Below are 15,517 nucleotides of genomic sequence, written 5' to 3'. Positions count from 1 at the left end.
TCACGCGGCCACCTCGCACCGCTCCACCAGGATGCCGTTCTCGAAGCGCGCGCCGGCACGGACCAGGGGCACCAGGTGCGCGCCGGTGATCGCGCGCCATCGCGCTTGAGCGGACTCGACGAGTTTGAACACCATGGAGAGCGCCGCTGCCGGGCTGCCGGCACCGCGGGTGACCTTGGTGCGGAGCTTGACGGTGGAGAAGGTGGACTCAATGGGGTTGGTGGTCCGCGGGTGGATCCAGTGCTCGGCCGGGAAGTCGTAAAACGCCAGCAGCTCGTCCCGGTCGTCGGTGATCTTCGCGACGGGTTTGGGCCACTTGGCTCCGTAGGTGCGGGCGAACGCTTCGATCGCCCGCTCGGCGTGGGCGCGGTCCTCAGGGTTGTAGATCTCCTGTGAACCCAGCACCTTTGATGCCGTGCTGCTGGGAAAACCTCGGCCAATGCCCTCCACAGACCCATCGCGCCGTCGCCGACCACCAGCTCCGGGTCGCGCACGCCGCGTCGGCGGCAGTCGCGCAGCAGGTCGGCCCACGACTCCGTGGACTCCCGCAGCCCTTCGGCCAGTGCGATCAGCTCCTTCGTGCCGTCCAGGCGAACGCCGAGTAGGACCAGCACGCACGAGTGCGCCTGGCCGAGCCGGACCTTGGGGCGCACTCCGTCGGCCCACACGTAGACGAAGTCCCGGTCCGACAGGTCCCGCTGCTGGAAGGCGGCGTGGTCGTCGCTCCACTGCTTGGTCAGCCGGGTCACGGTCGCCGGCGAAAGGCCGGCTGTGCTGCCAAGAAGCTCCTCCAGGGCCGGGACGAAGTCTCCGGACGACAGGCGGTGCAGATAGAGCAGCGGCAGCACCTCGGAGATCTTCGGCGACTTGCGGCACCACGGCGGAAGAATCTTGGAGGAGAACCGCTTGCGCCCGCCGGTCTGCTCGTCGACACGCCGGTCGTTGATCCGCGGGGGCCCTCACCTCAGCCGGTCCGGCCGCGGTGACCACGGTCCGGGGCCGGTGGTGACCGTTGCGGACAACCAAGCGGCGGCCAGCCTCGTCGGTCTCGGCCGCCAACTCGGCAATGTACTGGTTGACTTCGGCTTCCAGTGCGGCGGCAAGCATCCGGCGTGCGCCCTCGCGGACGATCTCGTCGATCAAGGAGCCGGATTGGGTGGAGCCGTCCTCGGTGACTACGCTGAGCACGGGCGTGCCTTCCCGACCCGCGCTGCAACGCGGGCCTACTCGGAGACCTTCAAAGGATCATTCGGGAAGGTACGCCCTTCACGTGCCCTCCCGGAACCGATCCACAAGTCCTGAGCATTGCTCGCCCGAGGACGGCCTGGTCCGCTGTCGCATGCGGATCACCGCCCCGCAGGAGCTATAGGAGCTTCCCGGCTGAGGTTTCGGTGATGCGTGCAAGGTAAGGCGTTAGGCCGACGCGCCGTAGGGACACCGGAGGGCCACTCCCAAAGCCCCTTCGCGCGCGCCGGCCATCGCTCGTTGGCGGCGGTAGGACGACACCCGACTCGCCCTGTCCCGCGTGCTTTCACCGGGTATGCTGCGCATCCTGGGCTGCGACCCGCCCTCTGACTCCGTCGCGCACACCGGGCGGGGTCGCGCTCCGACCCAACTCCGCCCCCAGAATGGCCTTCCCCGGTCCGGGAGCGCACGAGCGCGACCAGGTCTCGCGGAGCGTATGCGAGGCCAAGGACTTTCCCGTCGTAACGCACACGGCGTCCCCCGCTACCCGTCGGCGGGTACACGATCACACGGCAGTTCATGCGGCTAGCGTGACCCCAGCCACGAGCAGTCGCATGCTGGTAGCGCAGCCCCGTCCACGCGGGAGACGTCACAGGGAGGGGCCGCCCCTCACTCGGCTGCGGCGACTAGCTTGCGGCCCCCTGCAGGCCCGCGGAGGCTAGATGCAGCGCCGAGGGTTTGTCCACCTCACCCAAGACGTCCTTCGGCCGAGGGCCAGGCCCCTGCCGTGCGAGAGGCGGGGCCTGGCCTACATCTTCAGCGCTCGGCAACGAGCCTTTGCGGGCATTCTGGAAAAGCGAGCCTGCCCGACGTGCCTCCACACGCCCGCAAGACCGACCGGGAAGAAGGGGCCCCCACCGCCGCGGCTGCGCGGTGAGGGCCTCGCAATATCCCGGGAGCGGGCGCACCATTTAAGTGCGGCCTCGTCGCCGTCCTTCCCTGACTAGAGGCGGGGCCGCCCGCAAGTGTCCGCCCGACTGGTCGTGTGAACCATCCACGAGGCCCGGGCCCCAGCCGGGCGGGCTCAGCACTCGATAGAACCTCCAGCCTGCGGACCGCCCACCCACCTCCTACGAGCCCAGCCGACTCCATGGATCTTCGCGCTGCCCTCGGAAACCCCTACTTCGAGGGTTTCAGCCGGGCGATGCGAGGTAAGGCGATCTGCCGGAGCCGCCCGTTTCGCCCCCCGACCGGGCGGTTCCCCCAGGGCTCCCCTCTCTCGGCGGTCAGCGCCTTGCAGGCCGGGGTCTGCTCCACTCGGGCCCCGGTCGGTGAGGAGGACGTGATGGACGAGAACACCCGCGTGCATCTCCCCGGAAAGAAGGTCCCGGTGAGCGGCATCTATGAATGCACCTGGGGCCAAGGCCACCGCTTCGTCAGCACGGATGTGGAGGGCCACACCTTCCCATCGGTCCCGAAGGACTGCTCCGGCATCGGCTGGAATCTGCTAATCCCCGCCCACGCGGAGCGAAGCCCCTAGGTCCCCCAAGCAGCCCGCCCGGTTACGTGGTGAGGGCCGGGCGGGCGCCCTGCGCGGCCCCGCCGAACATGGACCCGTCTGACGCGTCGGCACTCATCCCCGGATGCAGAGCGGCTCATTGGGCCGGCGCTTCATTAGACGGAGGGGTTCGACAGCGATGCCATGATCCGGATCGACAGGTTTTGCGGGGGCCGGGCGCACCCGACCACCTACCGGATGAGTCTGTTCGTGCCGGACCCCGCGTGTGACCTGGCTACGATCGCCTTGATCATTGACCTTGTGGTGGGCCTCGCCTTAGGTCACTTGTCGCCCGGCCGCCATTCCGTGCTGAACCAGTCGATCGACTCCGCCATCGCTGCGAATTCGGGATACCGTTCGCGCTGATTCCGCTGGTGACGCCGACCAGTCGCTGCCGTGTCATGGGCCCGTTCGTCAACCGCCGCCTGCGACTGCGGCCGGGGGCACTGATCGCAGGACTGATCAGCAGGCTGAACGTGCTCCTGCTTATTCAGCCTGATCTCGGCAGAGGCCCGACGAGTGGGCGTTTCGTTTGGGGCAGCTCGTTGCGGTCAGGTGCTCCGTTGGGAGGCTCGAGAAGTGCACCAATGCTACGTGAGCGGGGTGGAGAGCCATGGGCGACGCGAAAAGCGAACGTCAACGAGCAGACGACCTGCCGGGTGGCAATGTCGTACGCATCCTATTGCAGCAGCACGCTCACATCCGGGACCTGTTCTCGAACGTGAAGAAAACGCGGGGCGATGAGAGGCAGCAGTGGTTCGACAAGCTCCGTGCCACACTCGCCGTCCACGAGACCGCCGAGGAGATGATCCTGCGGCCGGTTGCCAAACGCGCCGCCGGCGAGGCAGAGGTCGAGGCCCGCAACCTCGAGGAAAAGTTCGCCAGCGAGACACTGGCCGAACTCGAGACGATGGATGTCGACAGCGACGAGTTCGACAAGAAGTTCGCCTACTTCGAACGAGCCGTCATCACGCATGCCGAACGGGAGGAACAGCAGGAGTTCCCCGCCGTGCTCGCCGGTTGTGACCGAGATCAATTGAGGACCATGGGCTACCACCTGCAGTCGGTCCTTTCCATGGCGCCCACACACCCGCATCCCAGGGTCGCCGGATCAACGACAGCGCAATGGGTGATGGGCCCGTTCGCCTCACTTTTGGACCGGGTCAAGGACGCGGTCGAAGCCGCCCGCAGCCGTCACTGAGGGCAGGGTCCGAGGTCCTGGCCGGAGGAGCGGGCCGGCTCGCCGTGGTGAGGTCGGCGGCCCGGGCTCCGACGCGCTGTGACCGCTCTGCCTCACTTGGTGAGAAGGTGGTGGGAAGGCAGTGAGTGATTTCCCCGGCTCCTTGCCCCGGACGCCTATGATCGGCGCGCCGCGTCCCTGCTTCGGCACCCCCACCTGTTGGAGCCCGTGGCTGCGCTGCACAGGGCTTCGCTTGTGGACCATCTGAGTTCCGACTGGAGCGCCGCGGCCTGACTGTGGATGGGGCGGGCATAGCGGTCAACGCCAGGGATCATTGTCACCCAGGGTAATGCGCGGGCGCTCATTTCGCGGACGCCTGGGGCGACACCTTCGCCGAGCAATTCGGGCACCCCCGGGCCGATGGCAGCGCGGGGGCCGCTGCGTGATCGTCCACATTGACCGGGCGTGGCTGCTGGACCTCGCACATCGCAACATGCCCGGTGACCCCGGGATCACCGACTTCGGGTCGATGGCGGCCGCTGTGGCGCGCCACGCGGACAAGGTGATGGGCACCCCCGTCTACACGGAGGTGCACCACCGAGCAGCCGCGTTGATGCACCAGCTCATCCGGGTACCGGCGCTGGAGTACGCCAACGAGTTGTTCGGGGCGGTGGTGGCGGCGGCCTACCTGACGGCGAGCGGGGCCATCGTGACCGTGGGCGCGAAGGAAGCGGCGGAACTCGCGACGCGGATCGACCGGGACGCGTTGGACGTGCGGGCGGTCGCAGAGGCCATCCGGGGATGGGTGGCGGCGTAGGCGGTCGCGCGCTCAGGCGTCGGAGACCCCGGCTCTGTGTGGGCCGGGTGCCGGTGGTGACGTCGTATGGACGCCCCGGGCACCCGACCTTTCCCGGAACGCCGCTGCGCCCCTGCCGCCCTCTCGCGGCCGAGGAGCTGGGTCGGCCCGCTGCGCTACCGGCCTACGGGCGGATGGCGGCGACGGTAGCCGCCGCGCACGTTCTTGGACCCGGCTCGGGCGACGGGGCTGCCGGACGCCTGCGGGAGCCTACGGCGCGGTGCGTCCGGGAGCGGGCTGGTCGGCGACGGCGCCTGTGCCTCCTACATAGTCCGGAGCGATCATGCTTGCGAGGAGGCGCAGGCGTTCCTCGGAAGTGCTGCCTGGCTGCGCGTGGTAGGTGATCAGCGTCTGACCGGCGCTCGGTATGAGCAGCTTTTCGTAGCGCAGTTCCAGCGGTCCGGCCTGGGGGTGGCGGAACAAGGTGGTGCCGCTGGTCTTGTATTTGACGTCCTGGCGGGCCCAGAGCGTGCGGAAGCGTTCGCTGCTCAGGGTGAGCTCGCCGACGATCTCGACGAGTCGCGGGTCGTGCATGTCGGCGCCGACGATGGAACGCAGGTAGGGGACGACGCGGGCGGTCATGTCGTCCCAGTCCTGATGGAGCTCTCGCATCTCGGGTTCCAGGAACGCGGCGAGGATGCCGTTGTGGCCGGGGGCGTTGAATGGCGAGAGCGCGATGGCGAGGTCGTTGGCGGCGAGTACGTCCATGTACATGCCGTGGACGTACGCCGGAGTGAGCGGCCAGGAGCGGATGAGGGTGCACAGGCCCTCGCTGACCTTCTCGGGCCTGCGGGGCCGTTTGCGCTGCGGGTTCTTCCGCGCGGCGATCTGCAGCAGGTACGCCGTGGCCTCCTCGTCCAGCCGCAGAGCGCGGGCGATGCTGCGCAGGACCTGCTCGGAGGGATTCTTGTCGCGGCCCTGTTCCAGACGGTTGTAGTAGTCGGAGCTGATTCCCGCGAGGAAGGCGACCTCCTCGCGGCGCAGCCCCGGGACGCGCCGGTTGCCTTGATCGGGAACGCCGGCCTCGTCGGGTGAGATGAGCTCCCTGCGGGCGCGCAGGTACCGGCCCAGTGCGTTGGCGTCTTCGATGGCTGGCATGTTTCCAGCGTACGAAGGCATTCCGATTTCCTGGGTGGCCCTGCCGGTCCCAGTCTCAGCCCGTCCTGGTCCGCCTGCCGGCGTTCGGTGCAGCCTGGCGGCACAGTCCGCGAACCAGGAGGAACGCATCACATGTCCCAGCTCTTCACCACCGAGTTCAACCGCGACAGCACCGCCTCTGAGGTGATCGAGGGCGTCGACCTGTCCGGCAGGCGGGTGGTCGTCACTGGTGCCAACTCGGGCATCGGGGTCGAGACCGCCCGCGCTCTGGCGGCCGCCGGTGCCGAGGTCACGCTCGCCGTGCGCCGTCCCGAGGCCGGCGAGCAGGCCGCGGCGGACCTGCGCCAGGTCACCGGGAACGACGCGATCCACGTCGCCCGCCTCGATGTGTCCGACCTGGAGTCGGTACGCGCGTTCACCGCCGCCTGGCAGGGGCCGCTGCATGTTCTGATCAACAACGCCGGAATCATGATGCCGCCGGAACTCGAGCGCGGCATCGCCGGCCACGAGCAGCAGTTCGCCACCAACTACCTGGGGCACTTCGCCCTGACCCTGGGGCTGCACGGCGCCCTCGCCGACGCGGAGGGTGCGCGCCTGGTCTCGGTGTCCTCCGGCGGCCACCTGTTCTCTCCCGTCGTCTTCGATGACGTCGACTTCCGCTTCCGCCCGTACGACGCGCTCACCGCCTACGGGCAGTCCAAGACGGCCGAGGTCCTGCTGGCCGTCGAGGCCCAGCGCCGCTGGGCCGGCGATGGCATCACGGCCAACGCCCTGCACCCCGGTGCGATCGCCACCAATCTGCAGCGCCACACCGGTGGCCTGCGGACACCCGAGCCGTACCGCAAGACGGTCGAGCAGGGCGCCGCGACCACCGTGTTCCTCGCCGCGTCGCCCCTGGTCGAAGGGGTCGGCGGCCGCTACTTCGAAGACGTCAACGAGGCGCCGGTGGTCGACGGCCGTCCCACGCAGCTCGGTGTTCCCGGCGTGGCCCGCTACGCGCTGGACCCGGCCAACGCCGAGCGCCTGTGGGAGCTGGCCGGCGACATCGTCCGCTGAGGGCAGGCGGTCCGGTCTCCGCTTCCTGACCAGCACCAACGAAGGATCACTGCAATGACGGCAATCTCGAAAGTCGGTTTCATCGGTCTAGGCGACCAGGGCGGCCCCATGGCGGAAGCCATCGGCGAGCACGGCTTCGAACTGCATGTATGGGCCCGGCGCCCCGCCTCGCTGTCCGCGGTGGAGAATGTCCCCCACACCGTTCACGGCACCGTGCCTGGGATCGGCGCGTCCGTCCAGATGATCGGGTTGTGCCTGCGCGATGACGCCGATCTCTGGGACGTTCTGGACGGCCAGGGCCTCCTGGCCGCTGTCGCTCCCGGGACGATCATCGTCAACCACGGCACCGGTGACCCCACTGAGGCCGTACGCATCGCCGAACACGTCGCCCGGGCCGGAGGGATCTACCTCGACGCACCCGTCAGCGGCGGCAGCCCGGGCGCCCGCGCCCGCGCCTTGACCACCTTCACCGGCGGGTCGCGGGGCGCCTTCGAGGCGGCCCGGCCGGTGTTCGCCACGTTCAGCGACACGGTCAAGCTGATGGGACCGGCCGGCGCGGGCCAGTTCACCAAGCTGTTCAACAACGCGCTGACCATCACCAACATGAAGAACGCCGAGGACGTCCTCGGCCTGGCCGCACAGGTCGGTCTGGACGTTCCGGCCCTCATCGAGGTGGTTTCCGCCAGTAGTGGCGGAAGTGCGGCGCTCCGCGCCCTCGGGGGCGACATCACGCCGGAACTGGCCGAACACGTACACACTCTCATGAACAAAGACATGCACCACTTCGCCGACGCCGTGCGCGCAGGTGGCGGTGACCCCTCCGAGGTGCTGGTACGCGGCCTCGCCGGCGCCGCGGGCCTGGTCGAAACGGCCCGCATGGTGGCACTTACCCGGAAGAACGCCCCAGCGGAGCGGGGTGACGCGTGATGCCAGGATCCCGGCGACAGCCGCGCCGCCGTCTTGACCACCCACGGCGAGCCCCGGAACCCTGCTCGATGTCGAGATCCCCTCGGTCGTCGAGCGGGACGCGCTTTTGGTTCGCATGACCGCAGCGACGCTGTGCGGCACCGATGCGCACGTCGTGGACGGCACCGCGGGTGACACGGGCGGCGCTCTCCCCTCCTGTCCTCGGGCATGAGCTGGTCGGCCGAGTCGTCACCTTGGGTTACGGTCCGCGACCTGCCGTCGAAGTAGGTTTGGTGTGGTGGGGTTGAGGTCGCGCGGGGTGTCGCGGGGGTAGTGGGCGGGGTCCCGGTCCGGAACGGTGAGGTCGGCGAGGCGGCCGGTGGCAAGAGTGCCGCGCAGGTGCTCCTCGCCAAGCATCCGGGCGTTGTCGGGTAGCAGCGGGCGCCGAGCGTCTTCTCCCGTTGTCCTCTCCGCAGTCCTGCCAGCGGGCCGCCGGCCTTCCGGCCCGGCGTGACCGTTCCCTGCCGGAATGAGGCAGGGGGTGTCACCGGGCCCGGCGGATGCCGGTGATGCCGCCGTCATCGGGATTTCGCACGCGTCATGGCGCACACACACCCGGCGCTCGCTGGGGCACTGACCGACACGGTCACGGCCGAACTGACCGTCCTGGCCGGCTTCGACCAGGCCCTGGTGGTCGACGCGACCCGCGCACCTCCCACCGTATCCGTGGCCTGCTCACCCGCTTTCACCCGTCCGTTGTACCGGCCCGGCACCCCGGGCGGCTTCACGCCCGGCACCGCCCTGACCCTCGACGCCCAACGTCACTCTGCCAAGCAGAAGCATCAGTACACCGTGCCAAAGGCACGTGCGGGAGTGGCGTCGTGCCCGTCAGTCGTCGTGACCGTGCTTCTTGTGGTCCTTGCCTTTGTGCTCCTCACCCTTGCCGCGAGGGCCGGGCGGAGTCCGGGAGGTCGGCGACGTGCCGCCGGCTGGCGGTGAGACTTCGGCAGAGGGTACGGGGGGCACAGTGGCAGCAGGGGAAGGAGACGACGTCGGCCCGGGTGACGAGGCGCCGTCGCCGTCGGAGCTCCAGGCCGCACCGACGGCTGCCGCAGCCCCGAACACGGCAAGCCCGGCGACACCGACCAGGATGCGAGTGCGCCGCGGCTGCGCGGCACCTCGCCCGTACAGGCGGGACGCGGCCGCGTCGGGCAGGGTCGCCGTGGGTGTCGGCTCGATGCCTGCCGGCGTCGCTGACCGCCGCTCGGGGTGCTGGCCTGCCGAGGCGGCAAGCCAGTCGGCGATCTGGTCGGCGGTGGGACGCCGGCCCGGGTCCTTGGCCAGTAGGGACAGGATGTAGTCCGCCAGCGCGCCCGACACCGCCGGGTTGAGCTGCCTGACGGGTACCGGCGCCGCGTCGACGTGCTGGTGGATCACCGCCAGCGGGGTCTCGCCGACGAACGGGGGCCGGCCGGTTGCCAGCTCGTACAGGACGCAGCCGAGGGCATAGACGTCCGAGGCGGGTTCGGCCGGGCGACCCAGCGCCCGCTCGGGGGCCAGGTAGCCGCTCGAGCCCATCACCCGGCCGGTGGCGGTGAGCGCCCGGGACGCCTCGTCGGCGAATCGGGCGATCCCGAAGTCGGCGATCTTCACGGTGCCCTCAACGGTCACCATCACATTGGCCGGTTTGATGTCGCGGTGGATGACGGCCTGCCGGTGCGCCGCAGCCAGCCCCGCCGCAGCCTGAGCACCGATGTCCGACGCCCGCACGGAGTCCACCGGGCTGTGCGCAGCGAGTTCCTGAGCGAGGCTGTGCCCGTTGACGAGCTCCATCACGAGGTACAACTGGCCGTCATGCGAGCCGAAGTCGTACACGCTGACGACGTGGGGATGGTTGAGACGGGCCGCTGTCCTGGCCTCCAGGCGGAACCGGCCGGCGGCCTCGGCATCAGCGTCGCCGAGCATCAGTTTCACCGCCACCGCTCTTCCGAGCACCTGATCGGCGGCCCGCCATACCTCTCCCATGCCCCCACGCCCCAGTGGCTCCTCCAGCCGATACCGCTCCGCCACCAGCACGCCCGCACCGCTCCTTGACCCACGACAACGTCTCGCACCACACCTACCCGTGAGTAGCATGTGCGGCGCGGCGCCATCCAGCGTACAAACCTGGCGCGAGTCCGCCGACCGCCCTGCCTGCCACGCAGAGGCGCCCGCGCGGCGGTGCAGGCATGCGGTGACGGATGCGGCCGCCACACGCACGCGGAGAACCCCCGCATCTGCGCCGAACCGTTTCCACGCCGACGATCCGCAGGCGAGGCCGGCCCGACCGACACAATCGACCACCGGTCGAGTCGCTGGCGTCAGGCTCCTGAGTGCGTGATCCCGACAGAAGGAGGCGCCGGTGAGTGGCGTGGCGGCACTCCGCTGCCCCGCCGCCAGGCACGGTGACCCGACCGGCGTCCGCCGGGTGACCGAAGCGGCCGCCACGCACCACTTCGCGGTGGCGCCTTGAAATTCGTCGACTCGCGTGTCAGCCCGCGGAAGGGCGTGGAGCCCGTAGGTGTGCCCGTCCCTTCAGCTCCTCTTCGTCGACCAACGTGAGCATCGGCTGACCCGGCGCGCACACCATGATCACTACGAACTTGGTCGGCGCGTCCGTCAAGGCGTTACCGTCCTGGTAGTGGATCACATCACCACCTGGCTCCCAGAACGTCCCGCCGGCCTTGATCACACGCTCCGGCTCACCCTCGAGTTCGAACCGGATCGCGCCCTCCATCACGTAGCCGAATGACGGCCCCGAGTGGCGGTGCGGAGGGAGCCCGGGGTGACCGGGAGGCCATTCGACGAGGATGGTCATTCCCGAACCGCCTTCGGGGAAGAAGGGCGGAGTGACTTCCTGGAGCATCTTGACTTCGGGCGGCAGCGAGACCTCGTGGCTCTCGGCAGCGGGCGTGTGTACCGGGTTCTCCTCTGACATGTACGTCACCTCCGTAAGCCCGCCCGGAGTGGACGATCTTGCGTCGGCCACCGCCTTCCGGGCCGGTGCACTACTGGGCCACCCGTTCGGCGGCGAGCGACCTCGCCGGGTTCCGGGCTCACACATCGTGCTTTCACGATGAGGACGGGCTTCAGCCGCATCCGTGAGACGCCGTGCGCCTGTCCCGAGACCACCCTGCCTCCTGGGGGCAGCCGCCACAATCCGGGCGATGGCGGCATCAGACCCATCGCACCGTGTCACCGATGGGAACCTGACGGTGACGGCGGGTGTTGTCGTCGTCGCTCGTGCTGCTCTGCTGGTGGGCCCTGCCCAACGCCGTCCCCGCCATCCTGGGCCGGTCCGATCGCCGTCCGTCACCGCCGTCATCGCCGTCAAGAAGCGCAGAGACACCCGGCAACGGGAGGAGACCGCCTGACGACGGACGAGACATACCACGCACGGCCTATCGTGGCCGCCCACCGGCGGTGCTGTGACGAGCTCGCCCCTCTGGGCGCGGCGCCGGCCCCGGTGTCGACCGGAGCCCTTCACCGTGCACGAGCCCGAAGGCCGCAGACTCCTGCGCACCACATCTCGGTGGTGCCGTCAACGAGTACCGCTGGCGCGGGTCCGCCCTCCGTTCGGCGACCTCGTGGTCGTCATCGGTGGGCATGCTGCCGCCGGACCGAAGCGCATACGGCGCGACCCTGAGTCCGCTGTCGTGGCGCCCCCGCACCCGCCGTCGCTGCTTCGGATGAGAGGGAGGAGCCCGCCTCGCTTCCTCAGGCGGGCCCCGGCATCGCCAGGCACGGGCCGGCGGTCGATCCCGCCGGCCCGCGGGAGGTTCAGTTCAGCAGAACGTCTGCTGCGCGTTGGCGAAGGTCTTGAACGCGGCCTGGGTTCCTGATCCCGCGACGCCGTCGATGGCACCGGTGTAGCCGTAGTGGGCCTTCAGCATCCGCTGCAGGGCGCTCACAGTGCCACTGCCGACGACTCCGTCGATGGCGCCGGAGTAGCCGTAGGCAGGCTTGAGGTAGCGCTGGAAGGCCTTCCAGCTCTCGGTGCCCAACTGGCCGTCGAGCGCACCGGTGTAGCCGTAGTTCCCGTACTTCAGCCAGCACTGCACGTACCTCGCTTGCGTGGTGCTCAGGCCGAGGTTGACCACTGCCAGCGGGGTTACGCTGCGCGGGCTCGCGGCTGCCGGCGAGGCCGGTACGGGGGCGGCGATGCTGGGTCCGGCCCCGGCAAGCCCCCCGGCTGCGATTCCCGCCACAGTAGTGACGCTGAGGAGCGTCCTGGTCAAAACCTTCGATCGCATTCGTTCCCCTTCACGTTGTCGGTGATGCGGCGCAGCTGACGGCCGGTCAGGGCGCCACGCTTGAGCTCTCACTGCAACAGTCCGTCGTGCCGGAGGCTGCCGGGAACGAGTCTGTTGTGCAGGCAGATCCAGCCGCCACGCCATTCACGCCTGGCCAAAAGGGTCCCGGGCAGATCAGGATCGGTCAGCATGATGCGCTTGCAGTTCACCGCCGCCGATCTGCGCAACATCACTCTCATGACGCCCGCAGCGCTGGAAGGAGTCACATCCAGCGTGCGCCTGCTGCGCACCGGACTTGCCAGAGGGCAGGGAAAGCGGCCAGGCGTCGTCCAGTGGCACCGGGAGCACAGAGCCACAGCAGCCGCCCGGGCGGGGATCCTGCACGACTTGGTTCCCCGGCAGGGCAACTTTCCCGACTTTCTGCTGCACCTGTCTGACGACCTCGGATCGAGCGTCGCGCTGGCCGCCCTGACGCCTGCCGACCAGCTGGCAGCTGACATCGAGCAACTGCCGGCCTCCGCCGGCACCCAGCGCCGTCTGAGAGCACTGGCTGACGGTGCGCCGAGCGCACGTCAGAACCTGGCCAGGGACCTGCACAGGTACTTTGACACCTGCCTGTCCGATTGGTGGCCAAAGATCCAAGCTCAGGCTGCCGCCGACCGTGCGCTGAGGGCCGAGACGCTGCTGCGCGGCGGAACCGATGGGCTGCTGGCCACACTTGGCTCCTGTTGGCGCTGGGAAGCCCCCACGCTGCACATCCCCTGGGCGGGTTCGAGCGACATCGAGGTGCCCCTCTGCGGCCGGGGACTGGTTCTGGTCCCCTCCTACTTCGGCGGTCCGGCACTGATGTACCGACCCAAGGCCTCCACCGTTCTGGTGTATCCCATGCATGCGGGGGAACCTGCCATCGGCAGCGCGGACGCACTTGGCCCGCTGCTCGGCCGGACCCGCGCGGCTGTTCTGGCCGCCACCCGTCACCCGGCCAACACCACCACGATTGCCGAGCGGGTAGGCGTCTCGCTGCCGTCCGCGAGCCAGCACGCCGCGGTTCTGCGCAACGCCGGCCTGATCACCACCACACGCACCGGCAGCGCGGTCCTGCATACCCTCAGCCCTCTTGGGCAGGCACTGCTGCGCGGTGACAGCACCAGGCGTTGACTCCGTCGGTGCACGGTCGCGGACGACGCTGTTGCCGGACCGAGTGCCGGTGCTGAGTGTGCCTGCTGACCACACCGCCGACGCAGACCGCTGTGGATCGGGATCGACACAGTGCACAGCCCTTCACCACCGCCTGTCCGATATCAGCTGATCCGTCAGCGATTGGACGGCGCCCGCCGGAGGCCGAGCCCGGCCCGGCCCCGGACCGCGTGCCACCGGTTGGCCCCGACTCGGCCGCGCCCGGCCCGCCGGAACGGCGCCACGCTGCGTCGCGTCCCCACCGCGATGCTCACGGCCCGCGTGCAGGTGCACGACCTCCGCGCCGTGCTCATCGTGTGTCAGGCAGTGGTTTCAGCGGCGTGTAGGTGCCCGCAATAATCGCAAAGATGTTCGCGTGGTCCAGCCGCCATAGCACAGCCTCCCCGGGAGGGCCCCAGGTGCCGCGGCGGCCCCGCCCGCGGCAGGAGGGGAGTCCAGGGGGCGGGCGCGGTCGCCACCCTGACACCGACCGGCCCGTTCGCCTAGGAGTCCAGCCCCTGTGACCCCTATTCCGGGCGCCCGAATGAGCGACTGGGCCGAATCGAGCGATGGCCGCTCCTTGCGGGTGTTCAGGACGCGGAGATGCCGTCCTGAACGCGTCACGGGCCCGGCTCAGGAGTGGGCGAGCGCCCAGTTGAGGCGTAGTCGGCGATCTCCTGCCAGCCTTCCTGGACGGCCATTACGTGGGAGCGGCCGGGGAATACCTTGACCTCGGTGGTGGTGCCCTCCGCCTTGTAGTGCCCGGCGTTGGACAGTTGCACCTTGGGGGGCATCAGGTGGTCGTACTCGCCGGAGAGGAAGAGCAGGGGCGCTCGGTCGGCGTTGTGGAAGTCCACGTACGTGTCGGTGTGCGCGGGGTGAAGGTTGGCCAGCGAGGCGCTCCATACGATGTTGCCCGGCCTTCGCGGGAGTGGACGCTCCCCGCCCCGCCGTCGAGGTCAGCCGGTCAGGCCGGTCCAGCCGGCGCGTATGTGGGCCAGTCTCACGCGCTGGGGATGGTCACCGACCGGGACCGAGACGATCTTCTGGCCGGTGGCGAAACCGATGGCGGTGACCTGGTCGGCGTTGCTTTCGGAGATGACGCAGGAGTTGCCGTCGCCGCTGACGGTGGCCCAGTAGGGCTTGGCTGCGGGGACGAGCGGGCCCTCGGCTAGAGTGGCGCGGTCGACGACGGTGGCGTAGTCGTCCATGGTTCCGGCGACGCATAGCTTGGTCCCGTCCGGGCTCATGGACAGGCCGTGGTGGCGGGAGTCGTTGACAAAGGTGGTGCGGTCGTCACTGGTGTCCGGGTTTTTGGGCAGGGCCTTGACCCGGGTGATCTTGTCGGTGGCGACATCGTACTCGGCGAGGCCGTTGAAGAACGAGACCTGGAAGTAGAGCTTGGAATCGTCCGGGGTGAGGGCGGCCGGGCGGACGGCGTCCGACAGATCGCTGCGGCCGGCGGCGTCGAGGCGGGTACGCATGTCGATCGTTTTGACGACCTGGAAGGTGGACGTGTCCGCGATCGTGATCTTCCGGTCGCCCTTGAGGAAGTCCTGCCAAGGGGCGTCGAAGTCGTTGTTGACCTCGCCGATCGACATGTTCCAGAGGTATCTGCCGTCCCTGCTGAAGATGTTCTCGTGCGGCTTGTCGCCGGTGGTGAACTTCCCGAGTTCCCGTCCGGTGTTGATGTCGAGGACGTGGACGGTGTTGGACGTGGACGCTGACACGGCCACACGGGTGCCGTCGGGGGAGACGGCCATGTGGTCCGAGCGGTAGCCCGATACCGGGAAGCGCCACTTGACGTCGCCGGTCGCGAGGTCGATGGAGACGACGTCGGCGAAGCTGGGGCGGGAGGCGACCAGGGCTGTGCCGTCGGGGGTGGCGTACATGTCGTCGACGAACTGGTCGTGGCCCTCGCCCACGGTCTCGCGGATGCCGAGGAAGTAGATCAATTTGATAGGGTTGAGATAGATCTCGGCCAGCCGCCGGTCCTTGTCGGGGATGACGTTGATGCGGCCGATCCTGGCGAAGTCGCCGCGGGCCTTGATGACGGTTGCGGTGCCGTCCCAGTTGTTGCCGACGAACATCACCTCCTGCAGGGCCGGGGTCGCCTGCGCGGAGACGGGGGCGGAGATGCAGGCCGCGGTGACGGCACCGACCGCGAGCAGGGCTCTTAGCCTGACGGGGCGGGACATGGGGTGCATGTG

Annotated in this window: 13 protein-coding genes and 3 pseudogenes; 8 read left to right on the top strand and 8 right to left on the bottom strand. The window is 69.2% G+C overall.

All coding sequences use genetic code 11. The features are described 5' to 3' along the window. Positions 1–1,188 (bottom strand): annotated as a pseudogene (locus tag PV341_RS13405) (IS256 family transposase). Between the two features lie 1,342 nt (positions 1,189–2,530). Here PV341_RS13405 and PV341_RS13400 point away from each other — a divergent pair. The 4 genes from PV341_RS13400 (at position 2,531) to PV341_RS13385 (ending at position 4,740) form a co-directional block, all read left to right on the top strand. Next, on the top strand, positions 2,531–2,725 hold the full coding sequence (locus tag PV341_RS13400; RefSeq protein ID WP_500331675.1) for a hypothetical protein: 195 nt from the start codon (positions 2,531–2,533) through the stop codon (positions 2,723–2,725). 162 nt (positions 2,726–2,887) lie between these two features. Next, positions 2,888–3,109, top strand: a complete 222-nt coding sequence (locus tag PV341_RS13395; RefSeq protein WP_500331674.1) for a hypothetical protein — start codon at positions 2,888–2,890, stop codon at positions 3,107–3,109. 247 nt (positions 3,110–3,356) lie between these two features. Then, complete coding sequence (locus tag PV341_RS13390) at positions 3,357–3,944, top strand: hemerythrin domain-containing protein (protein ID WP_500331672.1); 588 nt, start codon at positions 3,357–3,359, stop codon at positions 3,942–3,944. Positions 3,945–4,365: 421 nt separating this feature from the next. Next, on the top strand, positions 4,366–4,740 hold the full coding sequence (locus PV341_RS13385; protein ID WP_500357871.1) for a fic family toxin-antitoxin system, toxin component: 375 nt from the start codon (positions 4,366–4,368) through the stop codon (positions 4,738–4,740). A gap of 249 nt (positions 4,741–4,989) precedes the next feature. Here PV341_RS13385 and PV341_RS13380 read toward each other — a convergent pair whose 3' ends face one another. Continuing rightward, the gene (locus PV341_RS13380) at positions 4,990–5,877 is read right to left on the bottom strand and encodes a helix-turn-helix transcriptional regulator (protein ID WP_500357869.1); all 888 of its coding nucleotides are present in this window, start codon (positions 5,875–5,877) and stop codon (positions 4,990–4,992) included. A gap of 132 nt (positions 5,878–6,009) precedes the next feature. Here PV341_RS13380 and PV341_RS13375 point away from each other — a divergent pair, with 132 nt between their 5' ends. From PV341_RS13375 to PV341_RS13365, 3 genes and pseudogenes are all read left to right on the top strand, one after another. Then, positions 6,010–6,933, top strand: coding sequence for an SDR family NAD(P)-dependent oxidoreductase (locus PV341_RS13375; protein WP_500331667.1), 924 nt, complete (start codon positions 6,010–6,012; stop codon positions 6,931–6,933). Positions 6,934–6,987: 54 nt separating this feature from the next. Continuing rightward, a complete protein-coding gene (locus tag PV341_RS13370; protein WP_500357867.1) occupies positions 6,988–7,860 on the top strand; it encodes an NAD(P)-dependent oxidoreductase in 873 nt (290 codons plus the stop codon). A gap of 526 nt (positions 7,861–8,386) precedes the next feature. Beyond that, positions 8,387–8,597 (top strand): annotated as a pseudogene (locus PV341_RS13365) (IS110 family transposase); the annotation flags it as partial. Positions 8,598–8,727: 130 nt separating this feature from the next. Here the strand turns inward: PV341_RS13365 and PV341_RS13360 are convergent. From PV341_RS13360 to PV341_RS13350, 3 genes are all read right to left on the bottom strand, one after another. Next, positions 8,728–9,915, bottom strand: coding sequence for a serine/threonine-protein kinase (locus tag PV341_RS13360; RefSeq protein WP_500357865.1), 1,188 nt, complete (start codon positions 9,913–9,915; stop codon positions 8,728–8,730). A gap of 454 nt (positions 9,916–10,369) precedes the next feature. Further along, positions 10,370–10,816 carry a cupin domain-containing protein gene (locus tag PV341_RS13355; RefSeq protein ID WP_500331662.1) on the bottom strand — a complete coding sequence of 149 codons (447 nt, stop codon included), beginning with the start codon at positions 10,814–10,816 and terminating at the stop codon, positions 10,370–10,372. 847 nt (positions 10,817–11,663) lie between these two features. Beyond that, on the bottom strand, positions 11,664–12,131 hold the full coding sequence (locus tag PV341_RS13350) for a peptidoglycan-binding domain-containing protein (protein ID WP_500357863.1): 468 nt from the start codon (positions 12,129–12,131) through the stop codon (positions 11,664–11,666). A 189-nt stretch (positions 12,132–12,320) separates the two neighbouring features. Here PV341_RS13350 and PV341_RS13345 point away from each other — a divergent pair, with 189 nt between their 5' ends. Continuing rightward, positions 12,321–13,289, top strand: a complete 969-nt coding sequence (locus PV341_RS13345) for an ArsR/SmtB family transcription factor (RefSeq protein ID WP_500331659.1) — start codon at positions 12,321–12,323, stop codon at positions 13,287–13,289. Positions 13,290–13,641: 352 nt separating this feature from the next. Here PV341_RS13345 and PV341_RS13340 read toward each other — a convergent pair. From PV341_RS13340 to PV341_RS13330, 3 genes and pseudogenes are all read right to left on the bottom strand, one after another. Continuing rightward, positions 13,642–13,734: pseudogene (locus PV341_RS13340) on the bottom strand (PAQR family membrane homeostasis protein TrhA); the annotation flags it as partial. 193 nt (positions 13,735–13,927) lie between these two features. Next, positions 13,928–14,164 carry a hypothetical protein gene (locus tag PV341_RS13335; RefSeq protein ID WP_500357861.1) on the bottom strand — a complete coding sequence of 79 codons (237 nt, stop codon included), beginning with the start codon at positions 14,162–14,164 and terminating at the stop codon, positions 13,928–13,930. A 102-nt stretch (positions 14,165–14,266) separates the two neighbouring features. Continuing rightward, positions 14,267–15,514: a YncE family protein gene (locus PV341_RS13330; RefSeq protein ID WP_500357893.1), complete on the bottom strand. Its 1,248-nt coding sequence runs from the start codon at positions 15,512–15,514 to the stop codon at positions 14,267–14,269. Positions 15,515–15,517 lie beyond the last annotated feature (3 nt).

Origin of the sequence: Streptomyces sp. PA03-1a (genome assembly GCF_033792805.1) — a bacterium.
Classification (GTDB): Bacteria; Actinomycetota; Actinomycetes; order Streptomycetales; family Streptomycetaceae; genus Actinacidiphila.
This window is presented reverse-complemented; position numbering and strand designations above follow the sequence as displayed.

What these genes read in the sequence shown, in the direction of transcription:
- PV341_RS13400 (WP_500331675.1), top strand. Translation starts at nt 2,531, where the DNA reads ATGGACGAGAACACCCGCGTGCATCTCCCCGGAAAGAAGGTCCCGGTG.
- PV341_RS13395 (WP_500331674.1), top strand. Translation starts at nt 2,888, where the DNA reads ATGATCCGGATCGACAGGTTTTGCGGGGGCCGGGCGCACCCGACCACC.
- PV341_RS13390 (WP_500331672.1), top strand. Translation starts at nt 3,357, where the DNA reads ATGGGCGACGCGAAAAGCGAACGTCAACGAGCAGACGACCTGCCGGGT.
- PV341_RS13380 (WP_500357869.1), bottom strand. Translation starts at nt 5,877, where the DNA reads ATGCCAGCCATCGAAGACGCCAACGCACTGGGCCGGTACCTGCGCGCC.
- PV341_RS13375 (WP_500331667.1), top strand. Translation starts at nt 6,010, where the DNA reads ATGTCCCAGCTCTTCACCACCGAGTTCAACCGCGACAGCACCGCCTCT.
- PV341_RS13370 (WP_500357867.1), top strand. Translation starts at nt 6,988, where the DNA reads ATGACGGCAATCTCGAAAGTCGGTTTCATCGGTCTAGGCGACCAGGGC.
- PV341_RS13355 (WP_500331662.1), bottom strand. Translation starts at nt 10,816, where the DNA reads ATGTCAGAGGAGAACCCGGTACACACGCCCGCTGCCGAGAGCCACGAG.
- PV341_RS13350 (WP_500357863.1), bottom strand. Translation starts at nt 12,131, where the DNA reads ATGCGATCGAAGGTTTTGACCAGGACGCTCCTCAGCGTCACTACTGTG.
- PV341_RS13345 (WP_500331659.1), top strand. Translation starts at nt 12,321, where the DNA reads ATGATGCGCTTGCAGTTCACCGCCGCCGATCTGCGCAACATCACTCTC.
- PV341_RS13330 (WP_500357893.1), bottom strand. Translation starts at nt 15,514, where the DNA reads ATGCACCCCATGTCCCGCCCCGTCAGGCTAAGAGCCCTGCTCGCGGTC.